Genomic DNA, 18702 nt, shown 5'->3' with positions numbered 1-18702 from the left:
CAATCTTTTCTCATTCTTCATTTAATTAGTTTCCCTCCGTTAAAATCGAAACGGTCGGAAAGGGAAAGATTCGCAGCGAAATCAAACAGAGTGAGACGACGTATCTTGTAATAATTCAGCCAGTAATTCTGTAAAGCCGAAATATAGTTCCGTTGCGCCTGTTGCTGACGATTAAGTGAAAGAGTGAGACTGTTGATGTCCGCCTTACCAATAATAAAACGCTGTTTCGTCTCGTTATAGGCAAGAATGGACAAGTCAAGCGCCTCTTCCGCACTCGCTATCAGTTGCTGCTGGATATTAAAGTCACTTACCGTCATGATAACCTCCTCCTCAATGCTTATCTCATCCTGACGGGCGGAGATTTTCACCACATTCAGATTATTCCGTGCCATATTATGCTTTCCCTTACGGACACCCCAATCCACCAACGGAATAGAAACGCTGACCGACACCAAATCCTGTTGCATCGGTTTATGATATACATCACCGAAATTATCCGCTACCTGATTAAAGCCGATACTCGCATTCACGCTTGCGTTGAAACGTGATTCTTTTCTCGTCTTATCCACATTTCTTTCCGCTTCCAGTACATTCTGCCTCAATTCCAGCAATTGAGGGTTATTACTCTTTCCATAGCTCAAAGCCTCATCCACCGGAATCTCTATCCGGTTGGGACGGGAAGGAAGCTTCAAGTCTATCTGCGTATTCTTATCCAGATTAAGAAAAGACGCCAGAGAGAACATCGCCCGTTTCAGATCACTCGCCTTGTTCTGCAACGTATTCTGCGCGTTCACACGGTCCAGCTTCAGTGTCAGCAAGTCAGCCTGCGAAATGGCGGCTATCCGATGACGTTGCTGTCCGATACGGTACAGTGTATCCGTGGAAGCCAGGTTATCCTTAGCCAGATTATATTCCGCCTGTGCCATAGCCAGCGAAAAGAAATAATTCGTAGCGGTTTCCGAGACTTTCTCCACATTATAGAGAAATTCCTTCTTTACGCGCTCGTATTTCAATGGCTCTATCTTACGTTCCCACTTGAAGGGATTGTATCCTACCAGGCTCTGCGAATATCCGATTCGCACGGGAACACTGGTGAGTTGTGTCACGCTGTTATCACCAAAGTTACGCATATAAGCAAGATTCGATTCCAGATAGAATGCACCTCCGGTCAAGTCCAGGTTTTGTTTCACACTCAGTCCTCCGTATGCATAATAAGATTGCTGCGTACGGTATACATCCAGGTTGGAGCCCGAATCGTAACGCTTCGTAATGTCCCTGTTATATTGTGCCGGAGTAAGATCCAGCGTCAAGCTGGGCAAACGGTTGGCACGGTATGTCCGGTATTCCCAATAACCGGAAAGGTACATATTCCGTGCGCGGAATGACTCCAACGAGCTGTCATTCGCCAAAGCAATCGTCTGATTCAGGTCCAGTACCAGATGTTTCTGCGCATACAACGAGGATTCACCACAGAGGACACAGAGGACACAGAGAAAGGTGGGAATTCTTAATAATCCATTCATAATTCTCATATTTGAACTATTCTTTATTACTTGTTTCTTCTTTTTTCCGGTAAATGAACCAGTAAAGCAACGGTATGACAAACAGGCTCACTGCCGTACCTATCGACATCGTTCCTATCATGGCAATGGACAACGGCTTTTGCAGTTCCGAACCCATATCCGAAGAGAACAACAGCGGGACCATGGCAAAAATCGTAGTCAGCGAAGTCATAATAATAGGTCGGAGACGTCTGCGGCCGGCTTCATGGATGGCTTCCGGCAAAGGGACGCCTGACTTGCGCAGTTCATTGATGGCATCCAGTTTCAAGATAGAGTCATTGATGACAATGCCACAGGTGACAATCAGCCCGATGGCGGACATCAGATTCAGTGTGTGCCCGCAAAGCCAAAGTAACAACAGTGCAAAGGCCACGTCTATCGGAATCTCCGCCAGGACAAGCAAAGGCTGTAAAAAGCTCTCGAACTGTGCCGCAAGGATAAAATACATCAGCAACAGTGAAATCATAAGTATCACTACCAGTTCATCCAGCATTTCCCGATTTGAGAAGAAGCTGCCGGAAAAGCCCGTGTCCCAGTCTCCCGTTTCCTCCGCTACCCGCTTTACATTCTTTATCAGCTTGTCCGCATCCCGCACCCCGTAAAAGTCGAAGGGCACAAATTCTCCGTTACGCCCGGAAGTAATGCTTTTCAAGTCTTCGGCGGGAGTCACCTTTACCAGTTCCCGAAGCGGGATATATTCCACCTCCCCTTTACTGTCCGGCTGTGTCTGTATCAATGTCTCCTGCAAGACCCTGTTCACCGTTCTTTCATTGCCCGCAATATTTATCGGAAGATACTGCTGGTAAGAATGCAGCATGGTCACGCTGTTTTCACGGAAAGCGGTTTTCAAGACACGGTAAAGCTCATTATAGGAGACACGGTAGAGCAAGAGCTTTTCCTTGCTGATACTCAGGTTCAACTGGTTCTCGAAAGCGATACCCGTAGGGTTGATTCCGGTTTCTTTCGCCAGTGCCTGCTCCACTTTACGAATTGTTTCCGCTTCCGGTGCCTGCGCCCTGTTGCGGGCATAGAACTCGGCAACGACATCCGGCTCGCCCGTCACGAAGAGTTTTTCAAACACCGTTTCCGGCGGAGCGAAAGACACGACAGAGAGCGGATAGCGTTCTTTCAGCCTCCGGTATATCTCCTGTTCCAAGGAAGCGATCTCATCGGAAGTCTCCGTCCGGAAATAAAGTTCCGCCTCGGAAGAGGAAAGTTCCCTTTCCCGGTTCAGGATAAAGTCCTGCCTGCCGATAGAAGCCGTCTGTTCAAGGAACCGCCCCTCCAGTTCCTTAAAAAGTCCGTCCACACGCTTCCTGTTTTCATCCACATGGATATTCTCATTCCATTCGATGCGGACAATCAGTTCGTTCTCTTCTATATCGGGCATCCGCTGCTTATCTATGAAGAAAAAAAAGAAGACGCAGAGCGGGATGGAAACGATGCAGAATAGCACACTGAATGTTTTATGACGGAATACCCAGTCCACTCCCGAATCATAAAAGCGGTCCAGCGTATGATCTTTTATCGGGTTATTGAATCTGAAAGAAAACCACTTCCATTTTCGGGTACGGACGCTTGTACGGTAGACCAGCAGGTAAAGAACGGGAAGAAGCATGATTCCCGTAAAATAAGACACCATCAGCCCTACCGTGACAGAGAAAGCCTGGTCATAGAAGATGGCTCCGGCAATGCCACTCATAAAAATCAAGGGAGCGAATACGGCGATGGTAGTCAGCGAGGAACTCAACATGGGAGTCACCACTTCGCTCGTTCCCGTGATACAGGCACGCCGCAGGGAATATCCCCGTTCACGATATTGCGAAATATTCTCGGTCACGATGATCGAGCTGTCAATCATCATTCCCAGAGCCAGAATCAACCCTGCAAGGGAAATGATGTTCAATGACATATTACAAAGGTAGAAGAATACAAAGCTGATGACGATGGAAACCACCATGCTAAGTCCGATAACCAGCGGTGATTTCACATCACCCAGAAACAGAACCGCCACCAGGCAGATAAACAGGAAGCCCTGAGAAAGATTCTGTTGCAGGTTGGAAATCGTATAGTCCAGCAGTTCCGTCTGATTACGGCTGATACTGAAATCAATATCCGGATACACCCGCTGGAAATAGTTCATAGTGCCTACAAGGGAATTCTTCATCTTATCCATGTTCTCGTCTGCCTGCTTGATGACGGCCAGCGTCACTGCGCGTTTGCCGTTCGACACGGATACACCTTTCTCCTTCACTGGCACGATACTAACTTTACAGAAATCCTTTAACTGTACGATGCGGTCGCCCTTGCGCAAATAGATATTTTCCACATCTTCCGCCGTGCGCAGCAGTGTAGAGAACTTAATGTTATATTCATAGTACCCGTCACGCACCGTCATACTACCCGGTTCCACATTATTGGACGACAGGGCCGATTCAATATCCCCGATGGAAAGTCCCATCATCGCCAGCTTATTTTCATCGGGAACAATCTGTACCTGGCGTTCCACGATTCCGGTCACGTCTACCATAGCGACTTCCGGCAATTGCTCGATACGGCGTTTGATAACCGATTCGGCAAACCCGCACAAATCCAAGAAAGTTTCTCCCGTACCATAACCGGCAGTGTCATTCTTCAATGTCAGATTCAGGTAAAATACGGGAATATCCGTAGCGCTTGCCTTTATCACTTTCGGACGTTCCGTCTCTTTCGGAAGGAAGTTCATCGCAGCGTCTATCTTTTCGTTCACCTCGATAAAGGCAAGGTCGGTATTCGTACCGTAATCAAAAGACAAACGGATGATTCCCGCCCCGTCACGTGACTCACTATGGATATCTTTCAAGGTCGAAACCTGAATCAGTTGTCCACGTAAAGGTTTCACAATCGTATTTTCCAACTCACGGGCAGAGGTATTGGCGGCGGATACCTGAACCGTTATCTCCGGAATGGCAATATCCGGAAGCAATGAAACCGGCAGGGTGGAATACGTCACCAGCCCGATAATGAAGCAGGCGGTAAAAGCCATCAGTACCGCAATAGGACGCCGGATTAAAAATTTTATCATACTACTTGATTTTAGGCACGGGACTACACACAGACGACTCCGTACCTTTTTTGATTATCTTACATTTACTTCCGCTTCATGCGCCAGATTCAGATTTCCGGTCACAATGACCGTATCTCCTTCCAACAAACCATCTCCAACTCCTTTTTGGGATTTATCAGAAACGATGTATTCCGTAGCATTCTCCAGTCCCGTATGCACATAGTTCCACATGGACTTGCCGTCTTTCAAGGTAAACACCACCTGCTTGCCGGAGCGCAATACCACCGCCGTCTTGGGAATCACCAGCTGTTCACCCAAGTTACGTCTCACGCTGACCCTTACGTTCATGCCGCTAAACAGCCTGCCTTCTCCGTTCACGTCAGCCTTCACCTTCACCATCCCGTTGGTATCCACCAATGGGTTGATTTCCGACACGCCGCCTTCAAACGAGCCCCCTCCAGCATAGGGAAAAATCATTACCTTATCACCTTTCTTTATAAAGGACAGTTCACTCTCCAATACAGTAAATTCGGCCTCCATACCTTTGGTATCAAGAACCGTACAGAATACTTCAGACGTATTAGCCAGGTTAAAAGCCTTCGAAAAAAGATTAGCCACTACTCCGTCAAAAGGAGCGGTCAGTGTGGCATGGCCCGTTTCTCTCTTTGCCAACTCATATTGTGATTTCGACTGGTCATATCCGCTTTTTACTTTGGCAATCTTCATCGTCTCCGCCGGAACGTTGCTGAAATCATCAACAGAATACCCCTGTCCTATCAATATATCCTTCAGCTCCAGTTCAGCTTTCAACAAGGCATCCTCAGACTGGGACAGTTTCTGCTCCAGACGGAATTTGTCCAACTCCGCCAGTTTTTGCCCTTTATGCACACGGTCGCCATTCTTCACATAAATACGGGCGATAACTTCACTTGTCTCAAAACGCAAATCAGCTTTATTCCGGGCATTTACCTTGCCATTGCTTACCAACTCGTGATTAAAATTCTGTCGCTTCAGGACTTGGACGGTGACCTCATTTTTTGCATCGGGAAGAACAGTGGTCACTCCCTGCTCTTGCTTTTCCGTACTACTTTGCTTGTCAGAGCAAGAAGCAGTCAACACGAATGCCAGACATAGCAATAATGTAGAATTGTGTTTATTCATATTTTTCTCTTTAATAGCTAGTTCTTATCGAGCTTCCCCCTTTATTTTCAATTTAAATGGAGATCCTTCGGCGTTGCAATATATTGTTATTGTTTTTTCAAAGTACCCAGGATGTTCGGCATTATAATCAATTTTCATTTTGATAGAGTCTCCCTTTAAAACAGGTTGCTTTTCATAATTAACTATCATACATCCACAAGAGACTACAACCTCATTTATGACCAATGGCTTCTCTCCTATATTTGAAATAAAAAAACTTCCACTTCGCATTTGCTTCCAGTTAAATATTCCCATATCCAAATATAAACTAGAAAATGAGATTCTCGTTTCTTCCAAAGAACTGACCACCGCAGACTGGATATTATCACCATATATGATATTTAAATATAAATCCTTTATATAAGGATTCGCAATTGGATTACCTACAGCTAAGATTTCGTCATTTTCATTTAATAAAAATGTATGAAAACGTTCATCTTCAGGAAAATGATTTAAGATATTCAAAGAGTCATTTGCATCAACATATATTGCATGAAAAAATTTATTCTTCCACATAAGATCGTAAATATTATCTGTTTTTTTCGGATGGAAATAAAACAAATAATCTATTTGATCTCTATACTTTGAATTTAATTCCATAATAAAACTATTCCAATCCGACAATTTCAACTTACAACTACTACATCCTATGGAATCCACATAACTAAGTATTCGGAATTTATGCCTTTCACCTACAGAAAACGTATCATTACCAAATGTAACAGTTTCATTATAGGTAGGAAAAATAATTTTTTTCCCTACCCATTTCAAGACCTCATCTTCCAATTGCTTCGTATTACTTTGACATCCTAACAGAAAGAATACCATCCCAAGGCATAATATATATATTATTTTCATATTAATGTAATATTTGTAAACATAGCACAAAGCCCTCTTTTCCTAAATGATGTCTTACTGAGTCTGGTAGCGATTTATACTTTGACAAATCGGAATCCGGATCTATATAAGTAATCCAATTTCCATTACTATATCCTGTACCCCAAGACATATCTGAATCTAGTACTACCTCGCTATTATAACATTTCATATTCTCCATATCATGCAGAAATACTTTATGCTGCCTTCCGTCCCATAATGCTCCCCCTATCATTCGATCTGTTACGACAACAAAATCCCTCAACAAACAATAATTATCAAACTTTTCAATATTACGTTCAATATCTTTTTTGTCTTCATCAAGTACGTTTTTATCACCAAAATCAATATTAATACTTTTTTCTAATTCGCCCGAATGGTTGAATAGATAGACATGGTTATCAATTGGCTGATTATAAACGATATGGCTTTCTGTTTTTACAAATTGATAAAAAGACAACCAATAATTAGGATCAAAAAAATCATCATATTGGAGATATTCTTTTAATATATTGATCTCTTCATCCACCAAAACAACTTTACTACCTTTACCTTTTTTATGATTCCAAGAAGACAACCCGAATAAGAAACCTGTTTCTAAAGTTTGTAAGATATCTGCATCAAAGGGTAATGAAGTTGCTGATAAAAAAGTCAAGTCAGGAGAATAAGAAAATAGTTTATCAAGTTGCCCATCAATACAATAAATTTCACCATCCTCCGCCACATCAAAGTCAGCAATATCAAGATACTCTCCCGGACCTTGTCCAAAGGTACCCACTTTTCCAATCCCTTGTCCTTTCATGTCAAAAACAACGAGCTTATTAAATTTCCTATCTAAAATATAAATCCTATTGTTTTTGCACAACACTTTATGTATAGCTCCAAAAAGGAGCTCCTCATCATGCATATCCAATAAGATATACTTTTTTCCGCCAAGTAAAGAGTCAGATATTTCATTTAAAGGGATTCTCTCCAATTGATCAAAATCAATTTTGTCCTCTGGAACACTAGACAAATTCTGCTGCTTGGCACATCCTTGTAAAAACAAAGCAAAAAACAAAAAGAACAAATTTCTCATGATTAATAATAAATTCGGAGAAAGGAATAACAAAACTTACAGAAGCTTTGTCATTCCCCTACTCCAATAATTATACACTTAAAGGTTTATTGACAACCTCTATTATCTTTACAATTATAATCGTTTTGCGATTTACAAGTTCCTGTTATTGAGGTTTTAGGACCACCACAAGGTACTCCTCCACCCTCTCCACGAGCCAATGCTTCAACATTAGATGAAACAAGTCCTATCAATAGATCTTTTTTTGATTGCGATTCATGGATATTATATCCGGCAAAAGCGATAACTAACACCACTACTATTCCTAACGCAATTTTTCTCATGATTTAATTATTTATAAATTAGACTTTTTATATCGCTGTATTTATCATTTCAACAGATAGCAAAACAAATTTGCACTAATCTCTTATTAACTATTTTGCCTCAACCTCCTTTTTCAAATTAGAATTCAGTTTATTATAGTCGACTATTAATTTTTCCATTTCCTTTCTCATTTCCTTTATCGCCGTCGATTGAACTTTCGGCTCTTTTGTTAAGACTACTTCAATCGCTCGCTTTAACTTCTCCTCATGCCGATAATCAGGTGCTGCATAAAGCTTTGCTAACAGATAATACGGATAAATCCGTCCCGGAAGCCGATGTGTAGAACGTAACAGAAACCTTTCGGCTTTTTCATATTCCCCTATCGCCTGATAATTCTTCCCAATAACATTCAATATCATCGGGTCATTACTGTGTGTCATCGCTTCCTCCAATACGTTTGTCGATCTTTCGTATTTTTTCAATTTATGAAGACAATGACCATATTCAAAAAGGAATGTCCCACAATTCTTTAACTCGGGATATAACCTCTCGTAATCTTCTTCAGCAGATCGGTAATCCCCTATATTATATAGCATTTTAGCACAATGCCAGTCCTTACACGCATCATATTGGTTGTTCCTCCAATAATACGTTCCCAATAGTACCATCATTGAAAGAAAAAGTGACAGTATTATCCTCGAGCGCCCAATGGCACAAGCCGCCAACAATAAATAGAATGCAACAGCAAAGCCTGGAATCTGCATCGGATAAGAAGAAAAAGCAAATACCAATACTGAAATCACACCTCCACAAATGCCAATTCTATTTTCCGTAATTCCCCTCCAAAGACAAAATGTAATCACTAATGCAGTCACCAATAAAAAAGGAACTCCATATTCCACCGCTATCTGTAAATACTCATTAAAAGCATACTCCGGACTTCCTGCCACCAGTTCTTCCGTCTCCGAATATTCACCGTTGGCGAAATAATCTTCCTGTGCTTTACCATAGGCTGAAACAAAGCTTCCTGTTCCATGTCCGACGATGGGACTTTCAGCAATAGCAAGAGCACTGACTTTCCACATGAACAAGCGTCCGTTGGCAGAAGTTGCTTTCAGTTGGAAAAGTGCGTAGCCAATCATTATGATTATAACACCACCTGCGATACAAGCTAATCCTACCTTTCTTTTATATCTCGTTCTGATCTCCTTTAATCTGATTCTCCATGAGGCGTGTATCCCATATACCCATACGCCCGATATAATGGCAGCAATCCAAGCCGAACGGCTCATTCCGGCAGGCAGCACACAAAGAATCAACAGTATCACTCCCAATGTCACATAATATTTTCCCTGTTCCAAGCATGTACGTTCCGTTTTTTCTCTCAAGTTTAGCCACTCATGCAGACAGAGCGGAAATATCATCGCCAAATATCCCGAATAAGGACCCGGATTATAGAAAGACCCCGTAAGTGCATACAAGGAATGATTGGAAACTGCCAGACCGTATATCTGTCTCAATCCCCAAATGGCCTCAATACCTCCCAATACAATCAATACCCATGTTACTATGGATGGAAAAGACAGATATTGTTTTCTGTTCAGGCAAAGAGAAAATACACAGCAAATGACAAAAACAAAAATTATGCGTCCCAACCACAGTTTTTGATAGGCCATTTCGCCAATAGGAATAGCAATCGGAATGGCAAAAACCACTACGCTCAAAATTGCAGCCACTCCCAAGAGCACTATCAAATCTGCCATACCTTTCCTCCCAAGCCTTATCCACTTCAATTTTGCTTTCATGTACTTCAATTGTCTGACTCTTCTATATCTTTTGATTAACTCTCCTATATGTTTTAGGTAAAACAACCGCATGATTTACCCTAAACAACCGTATCTTTTGAATCAATCAACCGTATGTTTTTTCTATATTATACGGTCCTTTACAAGTAAACGACCGCTCCTTTATGCTAAATTCTACCTATAAATTACATATTGCAATTATGCCTTCACCCGCTATCCCCCATGAATAAAGAGTTGTGAAGGGTGAAGGCCATAATCCGTATTTATCAATTTATATCTCATTTTTCATTTTATTTTCTTCATTATTCTATCCCAGCGGGGTTTCTCCGTAAATTTATCTTCCGAATACCAGATACGGGTAGCCTTACCTACAATATATTCTTCCGGCAACATCCCCCAATATCTTGAATCCTGTGAATTTGCCATATTATCACCGGATACAAAATAATAGTTCTTTCTAAAGCGATACTGGGTAATCGCACTGTCTCCCAGCAATATCTGTCCATCTTTTATACGTAGTTTCTTCTTCTGTTCCCAACCTATCAACTGCCTGTACAAAAGACAGTTTGTACGGTTCATCATTACCGTCTGTTCTTTCTTGGGAATCGGCAAAGGTCCGAACTCACGGATAGTCCATCCAATTTGTTTATCATACGGAAATGCACCGACCACAATACCATACTGCTCCGGATGATCCAAGTTCGCAAGATCGTGTTGAGCGCTGTAATTTCCCAGTTGTTCGTCACATCCACGTATTTTATAAAATCCGCCCCGAATCTCTAACGTATCTCCTGGCAAAGCAATACATCGCTTTACGTAATACTGCATCACATCCATTCGGATACTATCCCAGCGGTTCATTTGGTAAGGAAAATTAAAAACCAGTATATCATTTCTTTTGAAATTCCCAAATCCAGGTGTCCGGTGGATAACAACGTCCTCATTATTCAATACAGCAAACACATCAAACAGGCGAGCCCCCTTTATCATCTTATTAACCAATATCCGGTCGCCATCCTTCAATGTCGGTTCCATAGAATCCGAAGGTATCCTGAATGAAGTAAAGCAGAACAATTGCATCAAGAATAAAATTACCACCATACAGAATATGAAGAACGCCAAATTCTCCAATATATTCCAGATTTTTTTCACTTTGCTCATAGGTTTCCTTTTAATTGAACCAATTTATGATAAGCCATCAGCCCTAACACACATTTCACACGTTCGTCGTCATGCTCCAATAACCCTACAGATGGAAAAGTCATTTTCTTCATCCTTTCCTGCAAATAATCCGCCCATAAACACAATTGTTCCCAATGCATATCAGCGTAACCAAAGTCCTGTTCCGCTTCAATAATAGCAGTTGTCATCATCAATATATTGGCTGCCGCTTCTATGGCGCAGTCTTCTAGTTTCACCTGTTTGCTAGCAATGGGATACAAGCCTATATCGTAAGGTGGATACCTCTTTGCCCAATGAATATCTTCACAATACGCAAATATGGGCTCCAACAACCCTTTCATCCAATCGGTGCGATTAAAAAACAACAATGCCGGAAAACTTTTATAAGCTTCTCTGACATTACCCAAAGTATCACCAAAACAAAAAAGCTTATTGTCTGAGGATGACACAAACCTGTGAGAAGACATAAAGTTACGATAGGCAGAAAGCATGGACCCGGCAAAGGTTTCATTTCCTACTTGAAATGCCTTGATATTCCACCGATAATCCAATTCATCACATTCGGTTTTAAATTTCTGGTATCTGTTTCCTACAGACATCATTAATTCTTTCACCTCTCTTGTTCCATCCTTATTCCAAAGTGGGCGCAAATTTTCACCGCTATATTGGAAAGTCCGACCTTCTTCATGTCCAATAAGTAATACACCTTTATTCTCATTTCTCGCACACAAGTTTTGAGACAAGATGATATGATTATCTTCACATGAAAACGTTGTTTCCCCTGCTATCATAGCCAAATACAAACTGTCGGACTTCGCAAAACGCCAATCATGTTCAACCCAACTATCAACTTTCCTCGTACCAAACATCCATTCCGCATCTACATCAAACATAATTTCCACCGTATGCTCTTTTTCGTTTTCCGTACGAACCTGATAGGAAAGAAAACCGACAGGCCACCCTGCCATATCCCACTTTTCCGATAAGGAAGGTGAGACAAAATCAATCTGAAGTTCCACCTCTCCACACTGGAAAATAAATTGAGTCTGTGTAGCTTGCGCATTCATTTTTTTCAAAGTTGCAGGTTCCGCATCAGCATAAGTTTTATTTTCTATATACAAGCCAAAATCCAATAAGGCAGCTCCACCTGTATTGCGGCAATATGCAGCCAAGATATTATCTCCATCCACTATTTGATTAATTGCTTCATCAGTCAAACGCTGGCATTTCGTTTGATGTGTAAATCCGCTTTCCAACAGATGTTTCCCATTACAGAAAAGTTTTATCCGATCGTCGCATACATAACGGACATAAACTTTATGATTCTTCAAAACATTTCTATTACCGACCTTGATATGCCTGCGGACATAAATATTTTCCGCTCCCCACAGGGTATGAGCCGGATAATAATACCCTTTTACCGGGCCAAAAGCCCCTTTTCCTTCACTCCACCAAGAATCGTCATATACCCTCTGCTCCCATCCTTTTCCCGGGAACAAGAAAGAATATTTTCCCGTCCATCCGACTGTGTCCTTCGAAAGAGGTACTAAAGGAGATATACGTAAAGAATCACCTCCCATAAAACGATAAGGTATGCCGTCTACACGTAAAATACCAGTTATCGGAAACTCCTTTCCGGTTCTCAACTGCGGGTAACTTTTATTTAAGGTATCCCCCGTTAATTGGAGACTTAAACTGGGGGTAACAGCCAACAATGTATGTTCAGTAGGAACAATAGCGGACAGGCGGGGAATCTTCTCATCCGAACAAGCACATGCATATATCAGAGAAATAATACCTGAGGCTATAATCATTCTCCATGTTGCAACAAATCTGATATACATTCTTATTTCCATAGCTGTACCCCGTTTTCATAAATAAATATCCTCTCGTCCAATCCACGTGTATGATTTCTCAAAAGCAATACCGTATTTACAGGAATACCTTGAAATACCAATGAATCGGCAGTCGCCTTAATTTTTCCGGCAGACTTCCAATCCTTGTCACAATAAAACAACTCATATACATCATCAGGACGGACATAGTTGTCTCTGTTGCGCGGAGTATAGACAATACGGTCTACACGGACTTTTCTACCCAAGTCAAGTCCCGCCCATCCACCGGTATGTTTAAAATAATCAAAAGAAGTCCATGTTTTTCCATCAAAGACATTAGTATATTCATGCGTTCCGTCATGTTGGTAACATCCGGGAGTCCCTATAATTTCCCCAGATAAAGCTACGGTATCATTCTCCCCATAAAAAGCGACTTCCGCAATATTACATGCGCTTTTGGGCGGACCAAAATATCTTAAATAACGATATTCTTTATCAGACCAACTTTTTACAGTTGTATTCAAACGATTAGGTCTGCCCTGTATAATGAATAAGGTGTCTTTTTCAAAAAAATCAGGATGATTGCTCCCTTCAAAAACACCTCCTATCATTCGATTTCTGAACGCATTTTCTCTCCCAATATCACACTTAGCGTATAATATTACATCTTCCTTCTCCTTTCCTGAGGAATAATAGCAAATTTCATTACTCTGTTTATCAACATAAAAAGGATCGGTCAAAAAGCATAATGTCCCATTCTCATAAGTAGCCACTCTCATAAACGAGCCATTGCGTATATATTGAAACGATAAACGGCTAGCATCATATTCAGTCCAATCAATAGGAGTCCAACGATCCCGGTCACTGACACATAGATAAGCTATCTTTCCGATCCGTTTTGTTTTATATAGCTTTTCTAGAGGAATAACCAATTCTTTCTTAAAGTTATATCCATATCCATAAGTTACGTCCATAAATTTAGGCAAACGCCAAAATGGATATATGTCTTCCCCATATTTTGCCATTTGCTCATACAACTTTCTGTTCACACTAAAAGTATACCTATACACTTTAGAACTATCATTCCACCGATACCACCAATTCTTACGCACAGGGCGTAACTTTTGCGGAAAGTCAGTCATATACTCCTCTCCGTATTTATTCCATGTTGTTAACCAAAAATGCCCGGCATTTACATAACTACGTACAGGAACAAAGTCAATGGCGCAAGGAATACCCAAAGCTCTAAATAAATACACTCCAAAATCAGTCACTTCTCTGCATGTTCCTGATAAATATTGTACATATTCAGGCCCTATATGTCCAAATGGATAGGGCGTTACAGAAGTATAATAATAGTTTTTATCAGGCAATTTACTTATTAGATAATTAGCGGCAACTACAGGATCTTCTATATCTAAAGAATCAGACATACGCAATGAATCAAGCAACGAATTATATTTTTCATAGTACGTTTCACGCCAATAAGATAATGGTTCATCACCTATCCGATAAGGTAATAAGTACTCACAAAACGTTTCAAATGAGATATTCTTCCCCCAAGGTTGTTCCTGCCAAACTTTAAATGCCCAGTCAATGTTATGGCATAAATAGGCAGAATCTACCTCTAATATATCCCGCTTTTTATCAAGCTTTTTCATAGAGCCATATGCTTCCTTTACTGAATCGGCTACTTGTTGTGGTGTTTTTGGACTCTTCTTCAAACAAGTATAGTAAGATTTATAATTTTCCAGTTGTTCTCCATCAGAATATGCATAAAAAGGCATATTCTCTATCAAAAAACAAACTGCTTTATATTTTAAACTATCAGATGAATTTTCTTTATAATAACGAAGCACCTTTTCCAACTCTATTCGACTATTTCCTGCAGATTGCAAAGCGACTTCCAAATAAGAGGTTGGTTCTTCTTTATATACTATTTTAGCAATGATCTGCGATACCACAGAAATGAATAATGCGATAAGTATTAATTCAATATATCCTAAGTGCTTCTTCATCAAATCTCATTTTCTATAATTCATTTTGCATTTCCTGTAATTCTCAATTTAAGTGGAGAATCTTCCGTATTACAATGTACTGTAATAGTTTTATTAAAATGCTCTAGATGATCCGCCTTATATTTTACTTTTATAGCAATATTTTCATGAGGCCGAATTGGCTCTTTAGAATATTCTACTGAAATACAACCACAAGAAGTAGATATATTATTTATAACTAATAGCCCTTCCCCTAAATTATTTAATAAGACTTCGGATATTTGTTCCTGTTTCCAATCGAACTCACCCATATTCAAAGATTGTCTATCAAATCCAGCACTAGTCTCCAATCTTTTATCACATGATAAAAGATAATTATTGCCCAAAATGATTTTCAAATAAAGTTCCTTTATTTTAGGATTATATACAGGATTGCCAATAGCAATAACTTTATTATTCTTATCTAATAAAAATGTATGAAGCCTTGAATCAGAAGGAAAATTATTAAGTTTAATAATACTATCCTGATCATCCACACATACTGGATAGTTAAAATTGGAAGTTAATATAGCATGACGAATATCTTTAACTCTATGAGGAGAAAATACAAAAATAAAATTCATCTTACCAACATATAAAGAATCCATTTCTTTAATCAACATATCCCATGCAGGTAATTGCAGTTTACAACTAGTGCATCCTATTGAATCAACATATGTCAATATCTTATATTCACTGTCAAGATTATAATATATAGTATCTTCCAACATTGTTGTAAAATACATATTTTTAGGGAACAGAATCTCTTTCTGTTCCCACTCTTTCAGAAAAGAAGTTATATCACTATCATTTCTATTTGAACATGATATCAGCAACAATAGCAATAGTATAAAATTTACACTTTTCATTACTATCCTATTATTAAAATGAAAATTCCACTATATGAAATTCAGGAGAGCTACTAATTCCATAAATCTTTTTATGGAGTTTGTCAACAGCAAAATTTATGATTCCTTGATCTAAAGAGTATATTTTTTGAGGAGAACCATCCCATCCAAAAACAAATATACGATCCGGTAATTCCATTTCCTTAGCATCCGGATTCCAAGGCTTACCATTAAATAATACAAAAAAATCATCTCCAACATTATATGGAAAAAAGTATGAATCTTTGTTCTCTTTATCAGGGGTAGCGGCAATAGCATCACCATTATGGAATTCTTTGAAACGTGCATACGAATGTTCAGGCCCATGAATTCTTTTTCTCAGCTGCCCGTTTTGATCATAAATATCAATTAAATCTGTCCATTTATAACAAACAGCAATCCTATCTTTCATATTAGTTACAAAAGAAAATTTAAAAGCCTCCAATTTTTCATCATCGGTATATGACAAGTCTGTCACTACTGGATAATAGCCAAATTCACCGACCTTATTTCCTGCATTATTAAATTTTACAAATTGATTCTTTGGATTATAAGTTGATCCTATTAAACAATCGGCAAGCATACCAATTTCGCCATATGCCTGTAATTCTAATGTTCTTCTTTCTACAGGAAGTGTATTTTCATTCGAAATAAAATCTGCTGTATCATATGTGAATAACGTAAAGGAGGCAACATCAAATATTATGATTTGATTCTCATCAAATTTTATAATAGAAGGGCGAATCATTTCGTTCGGTCCTTGTCCTAAAGAAATCCGTTGACCTATTTTTCTTTTAGAATTTAAATCAAAAAGATGAAACAATTTTTTCTCCATTGGATTCATTGTTACTAAAATAGTATCACAGACATAAACACGCATCGGTTTTAAGACTTCTTTATCTGATAAGAATACTTTCCCTACCAATTTTTGGGTAGATGCAAAATCCTTATATTCAATAGTTGTTGCATCCTGATAGTTACTTCCATTCTTATCTGAACAAGCAACTAATACTATCAAAAACAGTATTATATATGATTTACGGATATTCATTGTATTATTATATATTTTTAGGCTACATAGAAGACTGATTAACAGTGCCTCTATATAGCCTATTAAAGAATCTGTTAGCTATCGCCTTATTCTACTATCATAACAAGTAGTAAAAGTATTATTTGTATATCGAATAATACATGTATCAAAATAGCTGGTCATACAATAAGTATTACAATCACTCTGAGAGCCCTCACCTGAACTAGCCAATGCTTCTATATTAGCCAAAGCCAAATCCGACAACTTCACATTTTTTTGTGAAGTATATACATTGTATCCCGTAACAGCGGCAACTGCGACAATGGCAATAATGCCCATCATTTTCTTTTTCATTTTGTATTTTTTAGTTTATACTTTCTCCTTTTTATTCTGTATATATCATTTCAACAGAATGGCAATAGTTTGCTACATTAATTTTTTATTCTTATGTTTGCATCGAAATCTTTTTTTAAAGGTTTAGGAGCAGATGATATGTAAGCAAATTCGGCAAGATGAACAAACTCATCATTCTGCTCCTTTAATCAAGTTAATTATCTCATTCAACCAAAGCTAAATTTTAGTATTGGCTGGTCACTATTTACATCTGTCGCCATTATTGTTTTAGTGGCTTCATCTACCCAAATGCCATATACATAATGATCAAGTACATATTTACATAACGGCTCTCCTTTCAAACTAAATACATAAATGTATTTTCCACCATCAGGAAGTCTGCCGCTTTGCCTTGCTATCTCTTTAAAGGACGTTCCATGAAACACCGCATAAATAGCACTATCAGTCACTTGAACATCACTGAATCCCATAATGCCTGTTGGTATACCATACCCATCGGAAACTTTGAATTCAGGTTCGTTGTGCTCACCGATACGAACAACATGAGTACTGTCTTTCAAATTATAAACTTCAACCACCTCTCCCAGTTGAGTGACAGCAGCTAAAACGCCATTATGGGGATTATAATCTAAAAAACTACGCCATGCTTGTGCTAATGCTGGACGGGCTTCATGCAAAGCTTTCTCATTCGCTGTAGGTATAGCGCCTATCTTCTCTATAAGTTTACCTTGGCAGTGAACCTTTAAAAAGCGGCTCTCACCTGAATAGTCAGGAATAACAAATGTTGTATCATCATACACAACAAAATCAAGTGGTCGAAGTATATCTTCATCCAATGTTACCGCTTCCTCACGAAGCAGTGAATCACCGGATGAAGAAAAGTCTAACCTAGTTAATTCGCTCTTGTTTGCATCCAATGTCCATACTGTATGATTATAAAAACGAAAGTTTTCCATTGAAAGCATTTCCACAGGAGAATCTCCACGCCGTCCAAAAGAAGACAGATACTGAAAACTCGGATATTGAAATAGATGTCCGTAATGATCAGTACCATGCAAATCCATCACAATGACCTTATCCCCTTCTATTCGTATTCGAAAAGGATAACGGAACAAGGCTGTATCAAGCTCTATTACCTGTGCTGACAAATGTCTCTCTTCCGGAAACTCTGAATATTTCATCCCCCAAAAAGTTCTTTGGGACTGTGAACACGAGAATAATAGTCCAACTACTAATATTAGTAGCAAAAGCTTACCAATCCAAGATAAATGGTTCGAAAACATATTCTACTTTTTTATGATTGATAGGACAATCCACTGAGCCGGAGCCAATACAGGTAACCATAGGACTTTCATCAGCAGCCAAAGCTTCCACATTATTTAATAAAATAACATTTTGCAATTTGTTGTACTCAGCTTTTCTACTAAAGAAAATAGAAACCAATACGACAAAAGAAAAAACTCCAAACTTTAAATACTTTTTCATACTATAATATAAATTGATTAATT

Annotated in this window: 15 protein-coding genes; all 15 read right to left on the bottom strand. The window is 39.3% G+C overall.

All coding sequences use genetic code 11. The features are described from left to right. Positions 1–17: 17 nt before the first annotated feature. The gene (locus ACNOGP_RS13900) at positions 18–1523 is read right to left on the bottom strand and encodes a TolC family protein (RefSeq protein ID WP_418214764.1); all 1506 of its coding nucleotides are present in this window, start codon (positions 1521–1523) and stop codon (positions 18–20) included. 16 nt (positions 1524–1539) lie between these two features. Further along, complete coding sequence (locus ACNOGP_RS13895) at positions 1540–4626, bottom strand: efflux RND transporter permease subunit (protein ID WP_418213070.1); 3087 nt, start codon at positions 4624–4626, stop codon at positions 1540–1542. 54 nt (positions 4627–4680) lie between these two features. Next, the gene (locus ACNOGP_RS13890; RefSeq protein ID WP_418213069.1) at positions 4681–5769 is read right to left on the bottom strand and encodes an efflux RND transporter periplasmic adaptor subunit; all 1089 of its coding nucleotides are present in this window, start codon (positions 5767–5769) and stop codon (positions 4681–4683) included. Positions 5770–5793: 24 nt separating this feature from the next. Further along, on the bottom strand, positions 5794–6666 hold the full coding sequence (locus ACNOGP_RS13885) for a DUF1573 domain-containing protein (protein ID WP_418213068.1): 873 nt from the start codon (positions 6664–6666) through the stop codon (positions 5794–5796). A 1-nt stretch (position 6667) separates the two neighbouring features. Further along, positions 6668–7762: a 6-bladed beta-propeller gene (locus tag ACNOGP_RS13880; protein ID WP_418213067.1), complete on the bottom strand. Its 1095-nt coding sequence runs from the start codon at positions 7760–7762 to the stop codon at positions 6668–6670. Between the two features lie 86 nt (positions 7763–7848). Then, positions 7849–8085: an NVEALA domain-containing protein gene (locus tag ACNOGP_RS13875; protein WP_007760910.1), complete on the bottom strand. Its 237-nt coding sequence runs from the start codon at positions 8083–8085 to the stop codon at positions 7849–7851. 90 nt (positions 8086–8175) lie between these two features. Further along, complete coding sequence (locus ACNOGP_RS13870; protein ID WP_418213066.1) at positions 8176–9870, bottom strand: O-antigen ligase family protein; 1695 nt, start codon at positions 9868–9870, stop codon at positions 8176–8178. Between the two features lie 285 nt (positions 9871–10155). Beyond that, a complete protein-coding gene (gene lepB, locus ACNOGP_RS13865) occupies positions 10156–11031 on the bottom strand; it encodes a signal peptidase I (protein ID WP_418213065.1) in 876 nt (291 codons plus the stop codon). Then, complete coding sequence (locus ACNOGP_RS13860; RefSeq protein WP_418213064.1) at positions 11028–12908, bottom strand: glutaminase domain-containing protein; 1881 nt, start codon at positions 12906–12908, stop codon at positions 11028–11030. The genes lepB and ACNOGP_RS13860 overlap by 4 nt, the downstream gene beginning before the upstream one ends. Beyond that, a complete protein-coding gene (locus ACNOGP_RS13855; RefSeq protein WP_418213063.1) occupies positions 12899–14905 on the bottom strand; it encodes a transglutaminase domain-containing protein in 2007 nt (668 codons plus the stop codon). The genes ACNOGP_RS13860 and ACNOGP_RS13855 overlap by 10 nt, the downstream gene beginning before the upstream one ends. A gap of 20 nt (positions 14906–14925) precedes the next feature. Beyond that, entirely contained in the window at positions 14926–15792 is an 867-nt protein-coding gene (locus ACNOGP_RS13850; protein ID WP_418213062.1) for a DUF1573 domain-containing protein, read from the bottom strand. Positions 15793–15805: 13 nt separating this feature from the next. Continuing rightward, positions 15806–16861, bottom strand: coding sequence for a BF3164 family lipoprotein (locus ACNOGP_RS13845; RefSeq protein WP_418210523.1), 1056 nt, complete (start codon positions 16859–16861; stop codon positions 15806–15808). Positions 16862–16939: 78 nt separating this feature from the next. After that, positions 16940–17194: an NVEALA domain-containing protein gene (locus tag ACNOGP_RS13840; protein WP_272719547.1), complete on the bottom strand. Its 255-nt coding sequence runs from the start codon at positions 17192–17194 to the stop codon at positions 16940–16942. Positions 17195–17400: 206 nt separating this feature from the next. Beyond that, on the bottom strand, positions 17401–18375 hold the full coding sequence (locus tag ACNOGP_RS13835; RefSeq protein ID WP_418213061.1) for a BF3164 family lipoprotein: 975 nt from the start codon (positions 18373–18375) through the stop codon (positions 17401–17403). Between the two features lie 70 nt (positions 18376–18445). Beyond that, complete coding sequence (locus ACNOGP_RS13830) at positions 18446–18679, bottom strand: NVEALA domain-containing protein (RefSeq protein ID WP_007760951.1); 234 nt, start codon at positions 18677–18679, stop codon at positions 18446–18448. Positions 18680–18702: the final 23 nt, after the last annotated feature.

Origin of the sequence: Bacteroides difficilis (genome assembly GCF_048319815.1) — a bacterium.
Lineage (GTDB): Bacteria > Bacteroidota > Bacteroidia > Bacteroidales > Bacteroidaceae > Bacteroides > Bacteroides zhangwenhongii.
This window is presented reverse-complemented; position numbering and strand designations above follow the sequence as displayed.